Origin of the sequence: Rummeliibacillus sp. NPDC094406 (genome assembly GCF_044763875.1) — a bacterium.
GTDB lineage: Bacteria > Bacillota > Bacilli > Bacillales_A > Planococcaceae > Rummeliibacillus.
The window spans coordinates 48,491-67,348 of the sequence record NZ_JBIWGZ010000007.1; the positions used below are offsets into that span (position 1 = coordinate 48,491).

Sequence of the window (18,858 nt, forward strand, 5' to 3'; positions counted from 1 at the left end):
ATGCCTTTTATTTCGTCTATTTAACTGCAACAAAACGGAGTCTCCAATAATCAGCAATCCATGTATGTTCTTTATATAACTGAGGTTTTAAAATCTTTTCGCATAATTGAACAACATTATTTTTTTGATATTCAGATAAATGCTGAAAAATATTATTACTAAACATTTGCAGCCAATTTCTGATACCGTCTTCTCCAATAAGTGGGGTTGGACGTTCATATAATGTCATCATCTTTACTTGAAAACCTGCATGTTGTAATAATTCACTATATTCCTCTGCGGTTGGAAAGTACCAAGGAAAATAATCTTCAATATACGTATAACCTAATTCATCCATGCTTTGTTTTATCGCATTCACGATTGAAGAAATATTTCCTTTGCCACCCATCTCAGCAACAAAACGACCATTTGTTTTTAAAGCATTGTAAACATTTTGGACAACCATTTCAGGTTGTTTGATCCAATGTAATGAGGCGTTGGAGAAAACTGCATCAAATTGATGATGTGTATCTATTTGTGTAGCATCTCGTACAGAAAATTGTATTTGTGGATATTTTGTTTGTGCTTGATAAATCATTGTTTCCGATGCATCTATGCCATGCACAATAGCTCCTTGATTTGTGATTTCATTTGCTAAATCTCCTGTACCACAGCCTAAATCTAAGACTGTTTCCTCTTTTTGTGGTGCTAGTAATTCGACTAAACTCCCGCCAAATTTTGAAACGAAATCATGCTTTTTATCATATAAAACTGCATTCCATTCTCTCATTTGATCATCTCCTTTAGATGAGGATAACAGAGAATTTGATAGTAGAGATATGACTGATAAAGGGTGTATTAATTCCAAAGTGGAATATAGAATTAAATTGTTTAATTCAAATTCAGTCTAATTACTTAAGGTATGCTCGATTACCCCCTTGTTATAATTATGGTAGTAATTAGTAATTTGAGAATGAAAATAAGGGGATGAAGGAATGGAAAGTAATTGGCCAAATGAAATGAAAGTAGCGCAAATTCGAGTGGCACGCCCTACGGATCAACTCGACAAAGTTGTAGATTTCTATTGTAAAGGATTAGGATTGAAAACGATTGGCTCATTTGAAGGGCATAGGGGATATAAAGGAATAATGATTGGGCTTCCCGGTTTTGACTATCATTTGGAATTTACTCAACATATAGATGGTAGTCCTTGTCCAGCTCCAACAAAGGATAACCTACTCGTCTTCTATATCCCTGATCGTAAAATAATTGAAGATATCAAAAATAGATTGAAGAATATGGGATATGATATAGTTTCACCAGAGAACGGATACTGGGAAGAATCAGGCGTTACAATTGAAGATCCAGATGGTTGGAGAATTGTCTTAATGAACACCCCTGGCATTGGTGACTAATAAAGGATAAATTTATCCTTGAGCAGCTGAGTAAGAAATGCTACGATAATAGCAACTTAAATATTTGCGGGGGGACGCTTATGCGTTGAGAAGGTAGAACCTGACCCTTAGAACCTGACAGTTAACACTGACGTAGGGAGCAAAGTACATAGCATAATAATGCATGATTTTTGTACAGTAGCTCTCCGATTTGGAGAGCTTTTTTGTTACCAACCAAATATTTTTGTGCGGGGGGACACTTTTGTGTTGAGAAGGTTAAAACCTGACCCTTAGAACCTGACAGTTAATACTGACGTAGGGAGCAATATTCACTATGAAGTCTCTATGTTTAGCATGGAGACTTTTTTTGCGTCTACGTCCACTACAAGGAGGACTTAGGATGACATTTTGTGAAGAGGTAAGAAAAGAGACAGATTTTTATTGGGAAGGTAGTTTTGAACATCCATTTGTAAAGGGATTAGTTGGAGGAACTCTGCCAATTGAGAAATTCAAATTTTATATGATGCAGGATGCTTATTATTTAAAGCATTATACAAAAGTGTTAGCGATAGCTGCATCAAAGGCAATTACGAATGAGGATATTGCTTATTTTTTAGAAACAGCTCGTCATATTAATGAAGCTGAGCTGGAATTGCATCGGACAGTTTTCCATGAGCTTGGTGTAACTGATCAAGAATTAGAAACATTTGAACCTGCACCGGCCGCGTACAATTACGTTAGTCATATGTACAATACAGCTCATAATGGTGATGTTGCTGAAGCATTTGCAGCCATGTTCCCATGCCCTTGGTTGTATCAAGAAATTGGAGAAAAATACAAAGACGCTAAACCAGGTGTCAAACTTTATGAAGAATGGATTACGATGTACAGTGATCCGGATTATAAAGAAAAAATTGAATTGCAAAAGTCGATGATGAATCGTTTTGCAAAAGAACAACCTGAAAAAGTATCTTTATTGAAATCTCATTTCAAGAAAAGTTGCTATTATGAATGGAAGTTTTGGGAAATGCCTTGGACTTTAGAAGATTGGAAAGGTGAAGTGGTCAATTATGAGTATATCTAAAATTCGAATGACAAGTCCTCTTGTCCATTGTATTACGAATTATGTTGTAGCGAACTTTACAGCTAACGGGCTTCTTGCAATTGGTGCTTCACCTGTAATGGCAGATGAAGCATCTGAGGTCGAAGAAATGGTATCCAATGCCTCTACCTTATTACTTAATATTGGAACCATTAACAGTCGAACTAAGGAAGCAATGATTCTTGCAGGTCGTAAAGCAAACGAGAAAGAAATACCCGTTGTCCTTGACCCTGTTGGTGTAGGCGCTACAGCATTTCGTAAACAAACGGTTCAAGAATTACTGGAAGCGGTGAAATTTGACTTAATCCGTTGTAATGCCGGGGAACTAGCAAGTATTGCAGGTGTTAAATGGCAAGTAAAAGGTGTAGACAGTGGAGAAGGAGAAATCGATGTTGAACAAGTAGCGAAACAAGTAGCACGTCAATATCATTGTCTAGTCATTGTAACGGGCCCTTCAGATATCTTAACAAATGGCGAGCAAACTTATACCATTGGAGGAGGCAATGAAATAATGACGCAGGTGACAGGAACAGGCTGCTTACTTAGTGCAGTTTGTAGTGCGGCATTAGCTGTAGAAGGCAATCCTTTAACTGTTCTTCATGATGTTTTACAAGATTATAAAGCTGTTGCAGAGCGTGCAGCTATTGCAGGTCCACTAGGCTCTTTCCAAGTGGAAGTATTAAATGCATTACACGATATCTCTAGAGGTGAACAATAATGGACATTGTGATGACAATAGCGGGCTCTGATAGTGGTGGAGGGGCAGGAATCCAAGCTGATTTAAAAACATTTCAAGAGTTAGGTGTTTTCGGTACATCCGCTATTACTGCACTAACTGCACAAAATACTTTAGGGGTAGAAGGGATCTTCCCTGCAACAGCTGAATTTGTACAACAACAAATTGAAGTAGTAATGCAAGATTTACCTGTAAAAGCTGCCAAAACAGGTATGCTTTTTTCTGCAGAAATAATTGAAGCCGTTGCTCAAAGCTTAAAGGATAAAGAAATCCAGCTTGTTGTTGATCCAGTCATGATTGCAAAAGGTGGTGCATCTCTCCTTCAATCAGAAGCCATCAAAGCTTTGAAAAGTTCACTACTGCCACTTGCTACTGTACTTACGCCAAATATTCCTGAAGCAGAAGTAATAAGTGGGAACACGATCAGAACTGCTGCAGATATAGAGAAAGCCGCAAAGATAATTCTTAATATGGGCGTTTCTTGCGTTGTGATGAAAGGTGGTCATTTAGAAGGTGAAGAAGCGATTGATACGGTTTATTTTCAAGATGGCACATCATTCTCAATGCAAACGAAGCGTATTGATACAAAGCAGACACATGGAACAGGTTGCACATTTTCATCTGCAATAGCAGCATTTTTAGGTCAGGGTTATGATTTACGTGAAGCGATCATTGAAGCAAAGAAATTTGTACAATTAGCGATACAAAATCCTTTAAATATCGGGCACGGCCATGGCCCAACAAATCACTTTGCATATAAAAAGGAAAATGGAGTTTGCGAGGTGACAATCATTGAAACGAAATGATTTAGCTGTTTACTTTATTATGGGAACACGAAATTGTATTGATAGCCCTTTAGAGGTACTTGAGGAAGCATTAAAAGCAGGAGTAACTATTTTCCAATTACGAGAAAAAGGGGAGGCTGCGTTAAAAGAGCATGATTTAGAATATTTTGCCATAGCGTGTCAAACGTTATGTAAGCATTACAATGTTCCCTTTATTGTGAATGATGATGTTGATCTTGCTTTGAAGATTAATGCAGATGGTGTGCATGTAGGACAAGATGATATAGCTCTTGAAGCAATTCGAACAAAATTCAAAGGCAAAATTGTAGGGATCTCTGTGCATACGAAAGAGGAAATGGAGAAGGCAGTGATAGGTGGAGCGGATTATGTTGGCATTGGACCAATTTATGAAACAAAATCAAAATCAGATGCGAAAAAGCCAGCAGGTGTAACATTTTTACACCAAGCAAGAGTCATGTATCCTGATTTCCCACTTGTCGCGATTGGTGGAATTACAGAGCAAAATGCACATGAAGTACGGCAAGCAGGAGCAGATGGAGTTGCCGTCATATCAGCCATTAGTGAAAGTCCTAATAGAAAGGCGACAATTCAGTCTTTTTCTTCTTTATAAAAGAAAACAGCTTCAAAAAATAATTATTATCCATTTCAATAACACTTTGAATTATATAGATTCAAAGTGTTATTAAATGTTTTAAGTTTAAGTATTTTATTATTCATGAATGCCAGAATACAAGTAATATTTTATTTAGTATGAATATCAATCCGTATACACACGCTACTGCTACTTTTCCTAAGCTAATTAATAGCAGGACGGGCAATAAGAAAATTATCATTTCTAATATGAAATGAGCAGTTGCAGGTAGAGGAATATTGGCTTTTGGAGAACCAAACAAAGCCCAGATTACTGCGATGCTTAAAGGAATTGAAATACTGAGTATCCCTTTTTGAATATGGGTATTCCCCGTTTGAAATCCCCAGTAACCATAAAGTATAAGACCAGTAAGTTCTAATATAAAGCGTAATCCTAAGTTCATCATCTCAAGAATTGTTAAAAAGACCATTCTCATACCTCTTTCTATTTAGTCTTCAGAACATTAAGCTATCGAGTGAATTCCTTCAATAAAAGTATTGATTAAAATGGATAGACTTTTATCAATATCCAATGGTATTCCAAAGCCACCCATATGTTCGATTGACGTAAAACCATGCAGAATACTACGTAATCCTCTAACCATATGAACTGCCATTTCTTTTTGTAAACCATAGGCTTCGAGAACTTGCATCACTAGATCAACGATTAATTGTTGCTGATGCTGTAGTTCTGAATCTTCAGGATTTGGAAATCGAGTTGTAGCATCATAAAGACCTGGGTGTGTTCTTACAAATTGAACATACGCTTCACTAATTTTGCGGATTGCATCGTCTCCCGATGTCCCTATTGCAGCATGTAGCATGTATTGATAAAGCTTTTTAAGCCCTTGAATAGCTAAGGCCTGTTTCAATTCTGAAAGACTATTCACATGATTGTATAAGGAAGGTGGACGGATTTGCAATTCTTTAGCTAATAAACTCAGAGATAGTTCATCTAACCCTTTTTCATCAATGATGTCAGTTGCTTTTTGAAGTACAATATTAAAATCTATCTTCATGCGAGGGGCCATTTTTTCTTCACCTCCTAATCACTTCCTATTATTTGGTTTTTAATAATCGCGAAGCATCATCGATTGCTTGCTTCATCGCTTGTATAGGTTTTTCAATCATTTGCCCATGTCCAACAGCTAGTAAACTTGGATTTAGGTCTATTAGTTTTTTTGCACTGTCGACCGCAACTTGTTTATTCCAAGTAGCGAGTGCAGGAAATGGGAAAGAAGGTTTTAAAACACCTGAAACGGCTATTCCACCTCTGATTTGAAAAGCATCCCCGGCGATTAGATTACCATTACGAGTATCCAATAATGCTATGGAGCCAGGCGTATGCCCTGGAGCAGTAACAACTTCGAGTGAACCTATAAGATTCCCATCTTTCAACAATATATCTGGCTTCGTTTGAATTTTCTTTGGAATCCCTCCCCGAATTGGAGAAGAAGGCTCATCTTCCAGAAGTTTTGTATCTCCTTTTAGTAAGAGTGCATCACGTGCAGAAATACTTACTTGAACGTTTGGCAATGAAGCTTTTAATGCATCCAAGGAACCTACATGGTCATTGTGAGCATGCGTCAAAACGATATTTGCTATGGGTTTTCCAATCTTTTGTGAAGCTTTTATAATACTTTTTGCACTATAAGGAAGCCCTGCATCAATTAGAGTAAGTCGATCCGTCTCTTCAATCAGATAACAGTTCACCGGAAATACATTAGGCATAAAGGATAACTGAAATATATAATCATTTTTCGTGATTTTCATGGCGTACTCCTTCCGAAAACTAATTTAATTAGTTAATTAACTAATAACATTAGTTTATGCTATTTTAAATAAAAAAGATACATAAATGGTAGAAATTAACGATAATAAAATAAGCGAAATATTGTGGGAATATATGATTGTTAATGAAATCACTTTTACGGAGGTCGCTATGAGAGAAATAATTTTATCCAATGGAAAGGTTGTTCAAGTAGAATGTTTAAGCTGTGCACTTACAAGTGGAGAGATTATGCCTGATGGAGGTGTCATAACAGAAACTAAATATTTTCATGCGCATCAAGATGTTGCCTATCCGATTAAAGGTTTAATTATTTTAGCATCTAAGCGTCACATTAAATGCTTTGATGAATTAACGGAAGAAGAAAAAATTGATTATATTTACTTATTATCTAAGATAAGAAAAGCTCAAAGAGAAGTTTTAGGAATCGAATACGTTTATTATTTTTATAACGAAGATACAACACATCATTTTCACATATGGATGGTTCCACGATATGACTGGATGTACGACTTCGGTCGTTCCGTAGAATCAGTTAGACCAGTTCTTCTTCATGCTAGAAACAATATGAACAATGAAGAAAATATGAAAGAAGTAATGGATGCAATCAAAGTATTAACGATAGCCTTGAATAATTAAGTATTCTATATGGCGCGTTAACTACCATCTACATAAAGTAACGATCTGCGATCTCAAGTAAAAATGAATAAAAGGAAAGCGTTCTAATGATTTCTATTAGAGCGCTTTTTATCCTTTTTAAAATCATTAAAGCAAACTTTTATTTAATCGTAATGAGAACGTGTGATGAAGACAGATAAGACCATTAACCAAAACATTATACAGATTAAGCCCAATATAAAAGTAAACTCATAATGAGGACCAATCCAACAAACGAATATTGTATAAACAAAAGTAGCTACAAAACTAAGCCAAAAGATTCTTTTCATACTTACACTTACATGAAAAAGTATAAATCCAAAGGAAATAAATAAGGGCAGATATATAAGCATATTTCTTTCGATCGCCTCCTTAAAAAATGAATTTCCCGTCATCAATAAAATATTAAATTAGTTTCTGTTTTGAAATTATGACTTTTTGATAAATCTACTTCTAAACGTAATACTACGAGACTATGATATGTAGTAGAAAGAAATATATGATAAAGGAGGAGTTGCTATTTTAAAGAAGTCTTCAGTTGGTCTAATTCAATTTTTGCTAGGTCTTGCGTTTATGTATTTTGGTTATATGAAGTTAACTGCCAATCCAATTCATGTAGAAAATTTTACTGAAGTGTATGGCTATGGAAAGATCATCATGTATGGGGTAGGAGCAGTTGAAGTAACATCAGCTATAGGCTTATTAATAGGTTTTTGGAAGAAAGGTTTTGTGCCGATTTCGAGTGGAGCATTAGCAGTTGTGATGGTTGGAGCTACATCCACACATTTAATGGTTGGGCAAGGTCTAGAGATCGCTATGAAGCCCTTTATATTCTTCGTATTAAACTCAGTTATATTTTTGGTATCCACTAGTGAAAGTGTAGAAGACTAAATTAAAAATTAGTTATGTAAAAGAAAAACTAGAGTTTACTTATTAAATAAATAGAATTGAAGTGATAATTACTTCGATAAAGGGCTATCTAGAAAATCTCTTTCTAAGATAGTCCATTTTATTTCTGAATTTTTAGTTATTTATTATTCACGAAAATACAATGGTGTATAATTAGGAAAAATAGAAAGGAGTGTATAGACATGCTAAAGAGGAAGTACGGAAATCGACCTGATTGGAAACGCATTTTACAAAAGAGTTATGCACAATCTTATCTTGATACGAAAGAATTTAAAGGCTATATCGCATTACTCGATATGGTTAAAGTAGCTAGCCCGCTCTATGTGAATCATGAAGAAGAAAATATATGTATTGTTGATGATGGCTATATGTGGTTACAGCAGTTTCCTAGTAACAGCAATCACGCAATAACCACTACATTTGATAGGAACGGCAATATCGTATATACATATGTTGATATTTGCCTCCGTAATGGTGAAGAAAACGATATACCCTATATGGATGATTTATATTTGGATATCGTGGTATTACCTTCAGAAAAGACCTTTCTATTAGATGAAGATGAATTAGAAGAGGCTTTACAAAATGGAGAAATTGATCAGGCTCAGTATGATTTAGCATGGAAAGAAACAAATACACTCATGAATCTATTACATACCGGAAGTTTTAAGTTATTAAATTTAGCACAGAAGCATAAAGAGATTTTAGAGATATTAAAGCAAGAAAGCGAGGGAAAAGATAAATGATCAATGAAAGATACCCAATTGGACAGTTCGAATATGATGATATTATTTCAAAAGAACAAGTTGCGCAGTGGATCGAAGAAATCCACTCATTACCACAACAGCTAAAAGAAGTTGTTAAAGATCTAAGAGAAGAAGATCTCAATAGAACATATTGCCCAAATAGCTGGACAGTAAGCCAGCTTGTGCATCACCTCGCGGATAGCCATATGAATGGTTATATTCGAATGAAACTTGCCATTACAGAGGAAATGCCAACGATTAAACCCTATGAAGAGGCGGAATGGGCAGAGCTACCGGATTATAGTTTGCCTATGACGGTATCATTACATCTTATCGAAAGCCTTCATGAGAGATGGGCTTATTTGCTTCAAAAGTTAACTGAAGAACAGTTGAAAAGAACTTTCCTTCATCCTGTTTCAAGCATTACAACAGTGGAAAAAAGTATTGGCATTTATGCATGGCATGGTAAACATCACCTAGCACATATTCAAAATGCTTTAGCATAAAGTTGCACTCAACACATGGAGAGAGTAATTTAAATGGTTGAATTATTAAACAAGTTGTCATTAAAATTGCATGTCTATTATCTCTTCGATATGATAAAAATATAAAACTTATCTTCAAATAGGAGTGGAATGTATGTATCGTAAAGTAGAGGATTTTCTAGAAGATTGGACAGTTTCTTCATTAGGAACATTGAAAGTATTTAAAGCTATTACAAATGATAAGTTTAATCAGTCCATTGTAGAAGGGCATAATACACTAGGTTGGTTAGCATGGCACCTTGTTAGTGCGGGTGCAGCATTTGGCCATTTGGCTGAACTTCAAGTACCTGGACCAGGACGCAATCAAGAAATGCCAACAAGTTTAGCTGAAATCATTGATACTTATGAACAACTTGCAGAAGCCTATAAAAAAGAAGTAGCAAAACTAACTGATGCAGATCTTTTGGAAGAGGTAAATGGCTTCGGTGGACCAACTTTGCGCGGCAAGCTTTTACGTGCATTAATCGACCATCAAACACATCATCGTGGACAAATGACGGTATTATTACGTCAAGCTGGATTGCCAGTACCAGGTGTTATGGGTCCAACAAGAGAAATGCAATAATAGAAATTAAATTCTAAAGATTTTGTGGGCTCGTCCAATTGTATAATCTTGGAGGATTAACACTTGTACCATTATATTTATGATAATCACAATTTGAAGAAAAACTATTTTCTATTGACATACAAATAATTAAATAATAAGATACATACATATAAATGTATGTAAAAGGGAAAAAGGGGTGGTATTTTTGCCACGCAATAAACACCCAGAAATAACAGAACAGCGTATATTAGATACTGCAACTAAACTTTTCCTTGAAAAAGGATGGGAACAGACAACAATTCAAAATATTGTTGATGAATTAGGCGATTTGACTAGAGGTGCGTTTTATCATCATTTTAAATCTAAAGAAGATATTATCAATGCAGTTCTCGATCGATTGGCTTTAGAAAATAATCCATTTGAAAAAACAAAGAAAATGACTGAATTAAATGGTTTAGAAAAACTAAAAAGTGCTTTTTCTCTATCCTTTACTAATGAAGGACAGCTCGATGCAATCAAGTCTATTCCGACTATTTTAAAAAGCCCCCAAATTATTGCCAATCAATTAAAGGACTGTATCAACACAGGAGCTCCTGATATACAATCCTTTATTGAAGAAGGTGTGATGGACGGTTCACTTTCCATCCACTACCCAAAGCAGGCTGCTGAAACTCTTATGCTACTGACAAATATTTGGTTGAGTCCAATTATTTTTTCAGTAGATACAGAAGAATATATGCAAAAAGTAAAACACTTACAGGAATTGTTTAACGGTATTGGTCTACCAATTATTGATGAAGAAATACTAACAGTTCTTGAAACTTTTCATAAAGAAATCTGCAATTTAAATAGACTGTCATAAGGCAGTTTATTTTTTTGATAACATACATACATATATATGTATGTTAAACTTCTAACATTTGGAGGGATACAAATAACAATAATAGCTGGAATCATTGTTGCAAGCATTGTAATGAAAAAAATTTGCTGTATGGAGGTCTAACAGATATGGAACAAAAAATTGAAAGATATATAGACAATACCCTTGATAATATTGGTCCTCAACTTTTTTTGGGTAATATCATTTTAGGTATCATCCTTATTTTTTTAGGCATTATTTTTATTGTGAAAAAGTCTTCGAAAAGAAATTTGAAAACAGTCGGATTGTTTTGTGTTGGATTCGGTGGAGTCTCAATTGTAAGTGGTTTAGCGCAGATTTGATTTTTGGGTTGATATGTATTTTAGAAGCGAGGCTACCATACAGTTGTGGTAGCCTTCTTCTTTTTAGACTAGAGGATTATAAGTGAATTGCCACGAAATACCGAAACGATCCTGTACCCAAGTAAATAATTCAGAGAAACCGTAGTTGTTTAATTCCATCAGTGTCATACCGCCATCAGAAACTACTGTAGCATATCGTTCAATTTCTTCTTTTGCTTCACATACGATAAAAAGTGAGAAAGAAGGTGTAAAGTCAAAATTATGTTTTATAGTACTATCGTTCATTAAAATCCGATAACCTTTGAAATCTAGCTCTGCCATTGCAACTTGAGTTGAATCAGGCATATACGCTACTTTAATGAGTGAGAGGTCAGTAAACCATTCTTGATATTGTTCAATCGCTTCTTTTGCTTGTCCTTGGAACATTAGAAATGCTTTAGCGTCTTTCATATGACATTCTCCTTTTGTTTACGAATTTTTCTTTTGTGCTTGGCGGAAAAGTTCCTTTGTTTTAAATCCTTGTCCTAAAATGTCCTTCATTTCTTCTAGTCGATTCTTTTGTGTGTCTTCTCTTTTGGCACTGTATACGTAACGTGCCCAATCTTTTTGATAGCCTGGTGTCAGTGATTCATAAAAAGAGAGTATCTTTGGGTCTGTTGATAAAGTTTCCTTTAGCTGTGGAATCATTTGGATATAATCATCGACACATTGGCTTTTGGCTGTTTTTTTCTTACCTTTTTGCTTGCTATCAACTTTGATAGATAGAATGGAGAATGTGTCATCTAACGAAGATAGGGTGGCAAATTTATAGTCGCTACCTGCAATATATTTTTGTTCATCAACTGTTATAGCTGGGAATATCGCATCACGATGGATGTAGGTATCATATGTTTTGTTGCCTTTTTTAGGGTAGACAAAGAATAGATAGCCTTGCTCAGTAACCATTTGATGATCAATGCAATGTTGTAAATAAGTGGTTAGTTCTTCGATTGAAAAGACAAATGCAATAACACGATCAAAAGGTTTAGTTGTAGCTGGTACGACACCTTCTAATAAGAAAGTATCGGGCGCGTTATGAATATGGATTTTTGTGCTTTCAGTTAGTTTAAATTTTGAGTTCATGATAGACCTCCTTTGATGATATTATGCCATAAATGTTTGTAAATTCCTTGTCATTATATTTTAATTTCTATGTAATTCTTTTCCTTTACGTTTAGATATAATAAAAAGGGGAAGCGTAAGTATAGATAGACAAAAAAGAGGTGCAGCGAATGAAATATTCTAAACAAATTTTAAGTTGTATGCTAGCTGTGGGATTATTGAGTGCTTGTTCTGCAAATACCACGAAAAACGTTGAAAATAATACAGATAATCCAATAGAAAAGCATGAACAAACAGATCAGGGCAAAGCTAAGGTAGAAACGAACGGAGAAACTACTAACACTGAAACCGAACAAACAGTAGATGAACAAGCAACTGCAGATGATCCATCAACTGATCAAACTACAAATTCAAATGACAATAATCAAACTGAAAAAAATGCAAACGATCAAGCGAAAATCATCAAGTCTATTAAAAAACAACTAAAAACGAAGTTACCTGTGTCGCTCCCAAGTCAACTTCCATTAAAAGATGGAAAGTATTTAACTGCGACAACAAAAATAGAAAAAAACAAATATACAATTGTATTTTATGAAAGCGATAAAGAAGTACCAGTAAATGATTCATCTTTAAAGAAGGCTCCAAAAAATTCGATGATTGCTAAATATAAAGTAGTGAAATACAGCAGCTTAGAAAAGGCGAATGAGCAAATTAGCTTTGAAGACTTTAGTAAAGTCGGCGGGCAAAAGATGAATCTGGGACATAATATTATTGGCTATCAAGATGCAGGAGCAGGAGCATTATGGACCAGTTGGAACGAAGGGCGCTGGGCGATTGCTACTCATACAAGAACAACTAAACCAGAATTAGGACTTGAATTGGCGAAGCAAGCAGTGGACTATTTAGAAAAAAATACATTACCTATACCAAAACCTAATGGTTCCATTCGTTTAGATGCAATTAAATCAACAGAAAATAATGTTAAATGGCAAAATAAAAACATCGTGTATTCGATTGAGAAAGTAAAAGATCCAATCGATGCTTTGAAAATTGCAACATCAATGGAATAAGATATAATGCGCATCGTGGTTAAGAGAAAATATTACATAAATAAATCTGGTGTGCTATAATCTTCTAAATATTTAGGTGCTGTTAAATAAACAAAGGGGGGATATGTTTGCACATTAGGCTGTTAAAAGAATCAGATGCTAGGGCATACCGAGAGCTGAGGCTAGAGGCATTACAAGATAGTCCTGAAGCTTTTGCTACTACATATGAAGACGAACTAAAAAAGCCGTTGGAAGACTATAGAAGTAGGCTTAGTCGAAGGGGATTTTGGATTTTTGGTGCTTTTGAGAATGATAAACTTGTTGGTGTTGTTACACTAATTAGAGAACAAGGACGTAAATTGCAACACCGCTCATCTATTGTTGCAATGTATGTAACATCAGAAGGTCGTAGAAATGGGATAGGAAAATATTTAATGCAATCGGCAATTCATCATGCGAAGCAAACAAAGGGAATTGAGCAAATTTATCTTTCTGTCGTAACCACCAATACAGCTGCAATCGGTCTATATCTATCGTTAGGTTTTGAAATATATGCAACGGAAAAAAGAGCTATGAAATTCGGTGAATCAACATACTGGGATGAATATCATATGGTTCTGTACTTAACTTAGACTATGGGGAAAAGTATGAATATGAAATTTATCGAATTTGGAATTGGGAATACGTGGTTTATTCGTACAGAAACGGAGTTTGAAGACGGTACGGAAAATGAAGAAAGGGGCATTGTCGGTCCTATTCATTTTCAATCCGCGTATATAAGGATTTGGATAAGAAAGACAGTAATTATTTTGGATTTAAAAGATGGTTTTAAAAAAACGAAGAAAAATCGAAATACATTTAAAATCATTTTCGGTATTGTGAGTCTTTGATGAATCTAATTCTGAAAGGAACAGTACAGATGACAATTATTTATTTTGTTCGCCATGCACATGCGACTTATACGCCGGATGAAATGGGAAGACCTCTTTCAGAGCAAGGGTTGCGTTCTGCGGATATGATGACAGAGCTTTTAGCTAAAGAAGAGATCGACTTAGTTATTGCTAGCCCATATAAGCGTGCGATTCAAACGGTCGAAGGACTAGCAAAAAGAATTGGGAGAGATGTTCGTATCTATCCTGACTTCCGTGAACGTTTGCTAACTGTAGAACCTGTAGAGAATTTTGAAAAGGCAATATTTAAAGTATGGACTAATCCATCCTTCTCATTTTCAGGAGGAGAATCTAACATCGAAGCGCAAAAACGCGGAGTTGAAGCTACGCTTGAAGTACTTGCACAGTATGAAGAGGAAAGAATAGTAATCGGTACACATGGTAATTTAATGGTGCTCATTATGCAATATTTTGATAAGCGTTTTGATTTTTCATTTTGGCAGCAGTTAGCCATGCCGGAAATTTATAAAATTGAATTTAAACGGAATAACTTAAAGTCAGTAGAACGATTATGGATCGAATCTTAAAAAGATAGCTCCTAATATAAAATATGAATCTATGTCAATTCCTCTTGATTTCTGTTATAAATAAGTAGTATTGGGGGAATTACTTTGAGCAAATATCGAACATTATTATTTGATGTAGATGATACATTATTAGATTTTTCTGCAGCAGAGGATGAGGCCCTACATCGTCTATTTGCTGAAAATGGTCTGGACTTAACAGAAGAAGTTGAAAATTGTTATAAAGAGATTAACAGTGGCTTGTGGTCTGCATTTGAACGAGGAGAAATTTCTCGTGAAGAAATTGTTGATACACGTTTTAGCCTTCTTTTTAAAGAGTATGGTAAGGAAGTTGATGGTAAACAGTTAGGTGAACGCTATCAACAATTATTATCAGAAAATCATGATTTTATTGATGGCGCATCTGAGTTAATCCATCGTTTAGCATCTCAGTTTGATCTTTATATTGTGACAAATGGAGTAACGAAAACACAATATAAACGATTAAAGGATTCAGGTTTATATCCATTATTCAAAGATATCTTTGTTTCGGAGGATACGGGGTATCAAAAACCGATGAAGGAATACTTTGACTATGTATTTGCGCGAATCCCAACATGTGATCTAGCATCAACTTTGATCGTAGGAGATTCTCTTTCATCCGATATAAAGGGTGGTTTAAATGCTGGAATAGATACATGCTGGTTTAATCCACATCATAAAGTGAATAAAATTTCGGTTCAACCAATGTATGAAATCGAACGTTTGGAAGACTTACATGATATTGTTAAAGAACAACCTATTATTTCAAAATAAATATAATTTAAAATAACTGCATCAACTTTGTAGAATTCTACAAAGTTGATGCAGTTTTCTTATTGATAATAAGCTTTTTTATTTAATTTATTCGTGGTTTGAATTGATTTATTTAGACTTTATTATTTATTGTGCAGGATTTAAAAAATGAATCATTGTGAATAGAAGTTCTCTACAATCGTGTATTCAATGCTGTCGTGTTATTTATCGCTGGGCTGATGAAACCTTCCAAAATTGGGCGTTATAATGATGAATTTACTAATTAAAACCTTAACTCATCCCGTCTTATGGAATATAGCCTAAGCTGTCGAATTAATTTGAATATAAAAAAATGAAAATTTGTAAAATTTATTTGCTTTTTAGTATTTACTTTTTGAAGAAATGAGCGTAGTATAACCTCACAAATTAAGTTTCAAATTTCTAAATCGCTGAAGTGTAATTCGCGGGGGAACCAATTTTTTAGAATGTATAATTTACATACTTGGGGTGAATCCTTAAATAAGGTAGGGCTACTCATGGTCCGAATCCGACAGCTAACCTCGTAAGCGTTATAGGAGAAGAAAAATGGAGCTTGCTAGGCAAACCGTTATGTCTACAAGTCATTTTGTTATGGCTTGTAGGCTTTTTCTTTTCATTCAGCTAGAAATAGGAAACACATTTTTTTTCGGAGAAGGTGTTTATAATTGAAGTTTTCGTTAAAACGAATGTTAATAGGTAGACCATTAAAGTCTACAGAGTTAGGAGAACAAAAGCTAAATAAAACAAAAGCACTTGCAATTTTATCGTCTGATGCATTGTCTTCAGTAGCATATGGACCTGAGCAAATTTTAATCGTCTTAATGACTTTGGGTGCTGCAGCTTATTGGTATTCTATTCCGATTGCAGCTTTTGTAATCGTACTTCTAGTAGCTTTAATCCTCTCCTATAGACAAGTGATTTTTGCCTATCCACATGGTGGGGGAGCTTATGTTGTATCGAGGGAAAATTTAGGGGTCAACGCAGGGCTTGTATCAGGAGCATCACTGTTAGTGGATTATATATTAACGGTAGCCGTTAGTGTTTCAGCAGGTACAGATGCAATTACATCAGCATTTCCTGCATTACACGCATATAGTGTAGAGATGTCAATACTATTTGTACTCATCTTAACAGTCATCAATTTACGTGGAATAACCGAATCTGCATCTGTATTAGCTTACCCGGTTTACCTTTTTGTAGCATCTTTACTTGTTTTAATTGTTGTAGGGATCTATAGAATTGTGACAGGTCAGGTTTCTCCAGATCTTCATGCGTCAATTGGTACCCCTGTTGCAGGAATTAGTTTATTTATCTTGTTAAAAGCTTTTGCTTCTGGGAGTTCTGCATTAACTGGGGTAGAAGCGATATCTAATGCAATTCCTAATTTTAAAGAACCAGCACCAATCAATGCCTCAAAGACTTTGATGGCAATGGGGGGATTATTGGCAATTCTATTTTCAGGAATTGTTTTCCTTGCATATTATTTTGGTATTGGCCCAAGTCCAACTGAAACGGTAGTATCACAAATTGCAAGAGAAAGCTTTGGGCGTACTGTGTTTTACTTTGTCATTCAAGGGATGACAGCACTTATTTTAGTACTTGCAGCCAATACTGGGTATTCTGCTTTCCCATTACTTGCAGTAAATCTTTCGAAGGATAGATATATTCCTAGAATGTTCGAAGTTCGAGGCGATCGTTTAGGCTATTCAAATGGGATTATTTTTTTAGGGGTATTTGCTATCTTTCTTATCATATTGACACAAGGGTCAACGGAAAAATTAATCCCATTGTATGCTGTTGGTGTATTTATCCCATTTACATTAGCACAAACAGGCATGATGGTGAAATGGTGGAAAGAAAGACCAAAGGGTTGGATTGGCAGATTTGCTATTAATACAGTAGGTGCTTTTATATCTTTTGTTGTTGCCATGATTTTCTTTATCACAAAATTTGATCATGTTTGGCCAGTCCTTATCTTTTTACCAACGTTAATTTTCATTTTTCATCGTATTAAACATCACTATAAATTGGTTGGTGATCAACTACGTGTTGATAAAATAAATAATGTACTACCAACCATCAATGGTAATGTTGTGTTATTACCTGTTGGAGGAATTAGCAAAGTGGTAGAGCACTCGTTAAGCTATGCGAAGTTACTTAATCCAGAACACCTAATTGCTATCTATGTAGGGTTTGATAAAGAAGATTTGCATGCGTTTGAAGAGAAATGGACGCGTAGATTCCCTGATGTGAAGCTGTTGACCTTGTATTCACCATATCGTAGCTTAATAACGCCACTAACGAAAGTCGTTGATAAAATTGAATACAAAGCAAGACAAGAAAATCGTCAAGTTTCCATAGTCATTCCTCAATTTATACCGAAAAAAGGGTGGCATAATATATTGCACAACCAATCAAGCTTACTAATCCGAACATCGCTGTTATACAGAAGAAATGTAGTAATTATTACAGTGCCATATCATCTAAAGAAATAAGCACAGATATATAAATTTTCTAAGAGAATGTTTTTTTAGTGGTAAATTGGGAATAGTAACAGTACGTAAATATTCTGGTGAATAAAGCGGAACAATCAAAATTGACGAAATTACCTTAGAAGTTAAGAAATGATATTCATTTAGGTGATGGAGGCAAGAATCCAATGAGATTATTCGTGTTTTATCTAGGGCTGGTATTGCTAATAGTGGGCTTAGTATATCCGCTGGGTATAGTGGAAACGAGTATTTTTAAATATATGTTATACATTGGCATTATTGTATTTGGCATCGGAATATTATTATTACCGGGTAAAAGTAATCAAAAATAAATTGATAAAGACTTTAGGTTTCTGAAAGCATGCTGTTTGGATGAGGTGAGTAGATGTTCGCACGATTCGAGGAGATAGAAGGCTTTATAGTAAAGGGCTTCGCAGTAAAAAACGGAGGGCGAGCAGACATTCCAGTTCAATGGAATAAACTTGAACAAGAATTAGATATGGTGAATTTGCGACCTAAAATTACTTATGGTGTTTGTGTATCGATGGGTGATGATGGGTTGCACTATGTAGCAGGATTAGTGTCTAGTGCTGTCAAAGGAATTCATGCCCCAGATCAAGTTTTAGTCTCAGCAGGCCGTTATCTAGTAGGAATCGTAGAGCATGGAATAGAAGACATTCCAGCAAGTTTAGAAGCGTTATTGAATGTTAAAGGAATTAACTTTAGGCATGCTCCCTGCTTCGAAAAATATCACTATTATGATGAAGCAGAAAATAATGAGATTGAACTATGGGTTCCAATTGAATAAGACTTTCAAGAACAACAATATGGTTATCCATTGGGAGCTGTTCTAAAAGGATAACATCTT

The 18,858-nt window shown here is 35.1% G+C and carries 26 protein-coding genes and 3 riboswitches; of the genes, 20 read left to right on the forward strand and 6 right to left on the reverse strand.

The genetic code is table 11. The features are described from left to right. Positions 1–16 precede the first annotated feature (16 nt). On the reverse strand, positions 17–769 hold the full coding sequence (locus ACIQ4I_RS16815; protein ID WP_403098083.1) for a class I SAM-dependent methyltransferase: 753 nt from the start codon (positions 767–769) through the stop codon (positions 17–19). 205 nt (positions 770–974) lie between these two features. Between ACIQ4I_RS16815 and ACIQ4I_RS16820 the strand changes: the two genes are divergently transcribed. From ACIQ4I_RS16820 to thiE, 5 genes are all read left to right on the forward strand, one after another. After that, entirely contained in the window at positions 975–1,394 is a 420-nt protein-coding gene (locus ACIQ4I_RS16820) for a VOC family protein (protein ID WP_403098084.1), read from the forward strand. A 58-nt stretch (positions 1,395–1,452) separates the two neighbouring features. Further along, a riboswitch (TPP riboswitch) is annotated at positions 1,453–1,550 on the forward strand. 63 nt (positions 1,551–1,613) lie between these two features. Beyond that, positions 1,614–1,712: riboswitch (TPP riboswitch) on the forward strand. A 61-nt stretch (positions 1,713–1,773) separates the two neighbouring features. Beyond that, positions 1,774–2,457 (forward strand): thiaminase II, encoded by a 684-nt coding sequence (gene tenA, locus ACIQ4I_RS16825; protein WP_403098086.1) that lies wholly within the window; start codon positions 1,774–1,776, stop codon positions 2,455–2,457. Further along, positions 2,444–3,193 (forward strand): hydroxyethylthiazole kinase, encoded by a 750-nt coding sequence (gene thiM / locus ACIQ4I_RS16830; protein WP_403098088.1) that lies wholly within the window; start codon positions 2,444–2,446, stop codon positions 3,191–3,193. The genes tenA and thiM overlap by 14 nt, the downstream gene beginning before the upstream one ends. Continuing rightward, the gene (gene thiD / locus ACIQ4I_RS16835; RefSeq protein WP_403098090.1) at positions 3,193–4,017 is read left to right on the forward strand and encodes a bifunctional hydroxymethylpyrimidine kinase/phosphomethylpyrimidine kinase; all 825 of its coding nucleotides are present in this window, start codon (positions 3,193–3,195) and stop codon (positions 4,015–4,017) included. The genes thiM and thiD overlap by 1 nt, the downstream gene beginning before the upstream one ends. Further along, on the forward strand, positions 4,004–4,627 hold the full coding sequence (gene thiE, locus ACIQ4I_RS16840; RefSeq protein WP_403098092.1) for a thiamine phosphate synthase: 624 nt from the start codon (positions 4,004–4,006) through the stop codon (positions 4,625–4,627). The genes thiD and thiE overlap by 14 nt, the downstream gene beginning before the upstream one ends. A 103-nt stretch (positions 4,628–4,730) precedes the next feature. Here thiE and ACIQ4I_RS16845 read toward each other — a convergent pair whose 3' ends face one another. Genes ACIQ4I_RS16845 through ACIQ4I_RS16855 form a run of 3 tightly spaced genes read right to left on the reverse strand, consistent with a single transcriptional unit; the run spans position 4,731 to position 6,420 of the window. Next, a complete protein-coding gene (locus tag ACIQ4I_RS16845) occupies positions 4,731–5,078 on the reverse strand; it encodes a YrdB family protein (RefSeq protein ID WP_403098094.1) in 348 nt (115 codons plus the stop codon). 33 nt (positions 5,079–5,111) lie between these two features. Continuing rightward, positions 5,112–5,678, reverse strand: a complete 567-nt coding sequence (locus ACIQ4I_RS16850; RefSeq protein WP_403098096.1) for a TetR/AcrR family transcriptional regulator — start codon at positions 5,676–5,678, stop codon at positions 5,112–5,114. A 28-nt stretch (positions 5,679–5,706) separates the two neighbouring features. Beyond that, a complete protein-coding gene (locus tag ACIQ4I_RS16855) occupies positions 5,707–6,420 on the reverse strand; it encodes an MBL fold metallo-hydrolase (RefSeq protein ID WP_403098098.1) in 714 nt (237 codons plus the stop codon). 169 nt (positions 6,421–6,589) lie between these two features. On the opposite strand from ACIQ4I_RS16855, the gene ACIQ4I_RS16860 reads away from it, so the two are divergent. The 7 genes from ACIQ4I_RS16860 to ACIQ4I_RS16890 all read left to right on the forward strand — a co-directional run bounded on the left by ACIQ4I_RS16860 (position 6,590) and on the right by ACIQ4I_RS16890 (position 11,061). Next, positions 6,590–7,075, forward strand: coding sequence for an HIT family protein (locus tag ACIQ4I_RS16860; RefSeq protein ID WP_403098099.1), 486 nt, complete (start codon positions 6,590–6,592; stop codon positions 7,073–7,075). 573 nt (positions 7,076–7,648) lie between these two features. Further along, positions 7,649–7,984, forward strand: a complete 336-nt coding sequence (locus tag ACIQ4I_RS16865; protein WP_397536490.1) for a DoxX family protein — start codon at positions 7,649–7,651, stop codon at positions 7,982–7,984. A gap of 200 nt (positions 7,985–8,184) precedes the next feature. After that, positions 8,185–8,748, forward strand: a complete 564-nt coding sequence (locus ACIQ4I_RS16870; RefSeq protein WP_403098101.1) for a ribonuclease FAU-1 family protein — start codon at positions 8,185–8,187, stop codon at positions 8,746–8,748. Next, entirely contained in the window at positions 8,745–9,254 is a 510-nt protein-coding gene (locus ACIQ4I_RS16875) for a YfiT family bacillithiol transferase (RefSeq protein ID WP_403098103.1), read from the forward strand. The genes ACIQ4I_RS16870 and ACIQ4I_RS16875 overlap by 4 nt, the downstream gene beginning before the upstream one ends. A gap of 133 nt (positions 9,255–9,387) precedes the next feature. Beyond that, a complete protein-coding gene (locus tag ACIQ4I_RS16880; protein WP_403098105.1) occupies positions 9,388–9,858 on the forward strand; it encodes a DinB family protein in 471 nt (156 codons plus the stop codon). Between the two features lie 187 nt (positions 9,859–10,045). Beyond that, positions 10,046–10,702, forward strand: a complete 657-nt coding sequence (locus ACIQ4I_RS16885; protein WP_403098107.1) for a TetR/AcrR family transcriptional regulator — start codon at positions 10,046–10,048, stop codon at positions 10,700–10,702. A 146-nt stretch (positions 10,703–10,848) separates the two neighbouring features. Then, positions 10,849–11,061 (forward strand): hypothetical protein, encoded by a 213-nt coding sequence (locus tag ACIQ4I_RS16890; protein WP_403098109.1) that lies wholly within the window; start codon positions 10,849–10,851, stop codon positions 11,059–11,061. A gap of 63 nt (positions 11,062–11,124) precedes the next feature. Here the strand turns inward: ACIQ4I_RS16890 and ACIQ4I_RS16895 are convergent, their stop codons facing one another. Both ACIQ4I_RS16895 and ACIQ4I_RS16900 read right to left on the reverse strand, forming a co-directional pair. Continuing rightward, positions 11,125–11,511, reverse strand: a complete 387-nt coding sequence (locus tag ACIQ4I_RS16895) for a VOC family protein (protein WP_403098111.1) — start codon at positions 11,509–11,511, stop codon at positions 11,125–11,127. An 18-nt stretch (positions 11,512–11,529) separates the two neighbouring features. Next, entirely contained in the window at positions 11,530–12,183 is a 654-nt protein-coding gene (locus tag ACIQ4I_RS16900; protein WP_403098113.1) for a YdeI/OmpD-associated family protein, read from the reverse strand. 149 nt (positions 12,184–12,332) lie between these two features. Here ACIQ4I_RS16900 and ACIQ4I_RS16905 point away from each other — a divergent pair, with 149 nt between their 5' ends. The 8 genes from ACIQ4I_RS16905 (at position 12,333) to ACIQ4I_RS16940 (ending at position 18,798) form a co-directional block, all read left to right on the forward strand. Next, positions 12,333–13,232: a hypothetical protein gene (locus tag ACIQ4I_RS16905; RefSeq protein ID WP_403098115.1), complete on the forward strand. Its 900-nt coding sequence runs from the start codon at positions 12,333–12,335 to the stop codon at positions 13,230–13,232. A gap of 107 nt (positions 13,233–13,339) precedes the next feature. Further along, entirely contained in the window at positions 13,340–13,843 is a 504-nt protein-coding gene (locus tag ACIQ4I_RS16910) for a GNAT family N-acetyltransferase (RefSeq protein WP_403098117.1), read from the forward strand. Positions 13,844–13,864: 21 nt separating this feature from the next. Then, positions 13,865–14,101 carry a DUF3977 family protein gene (locus ACIQ4I_RS16915; RefSeq protein ID WP_403098366.1) on the forward strand — a complete coding sequence of 79 codons (237 nt, stop codon included), beginning with the start codon at positions 13,865–13,867 and terminating at the stop codon, positions 14,099–14,101. Beyond that, positions 14,101–14,688 carry a histidine phosphatase family protein gene (locus ACIQ4I_RS16920; protein ID WP_403098119.1) on the forward strand — a complete coding sequence of 196 codons (588 nt, stop codon included), beginning with the start codon at positions 14,101–14,103 and terminating at the stop codon, positions 14,686–14,688. Before ACIQ4I_RS16915 ends, ACIQ4I_RS16920 begins: the two co-directional genes overlap by 1 nt. Positions 14,689–14,772: 84 nt before the next feature. After that, complete coding sequence (locus ACIQ4I_RS16925) at positions 14,773–15,480, forward strand: YjjG family noncanonical pyrimidine nucleotidase (protein WP_403098121.1); 708 nt, start codon at positions 14,773–14,775, stop codon at positions 15,478–15,480. Positions 15,481–15,896: 416 nt separating this feature from the next. Further along, positions 15,897–16,044, forward strand: a riboswitch (cyclic di-AMP (ydaO/yuaA leader). A gap of 119 nt (positions 16,045–16,163) precedes the next feature. Further along, positions 16,164–17,993, forward strand: coding sequence for an APC family permease (locus ACIQ4I_RS16930; protein ID WP_403098123.1), 1,830 nt, complete (start codon positions 16,164–16,166; stop codon positions 17,991–17,993). A gap of 164 nt (positions 17,994–18,157) precedes the next feature. Further along, complete coding sequence (locus ACIQ4I_RS16935) at positions 18,158–18,322, forward strand: hypothetical protein (RefSeq protein WP_403098125.1); 165 nt, start codon at positions 18,158–18,160, stop codon at positions 18,320–18,322. A 53-nt stretch (positions 18,323–18,375) separates the two neighbouring features. Then, on the forward strand, positions 18,376–18,798 hold the full coding sequence (locus ACIQ4I_RS16940) for a GyrI-like domain-containing protein (RefSeq protein WP_403098127.1): 423 nt from the start codon (positions 18,376–18,378) through the stop codon (positions 18,796–18,798). Positions 18,799–18,858: the final 60 nt, after the last annotated feature.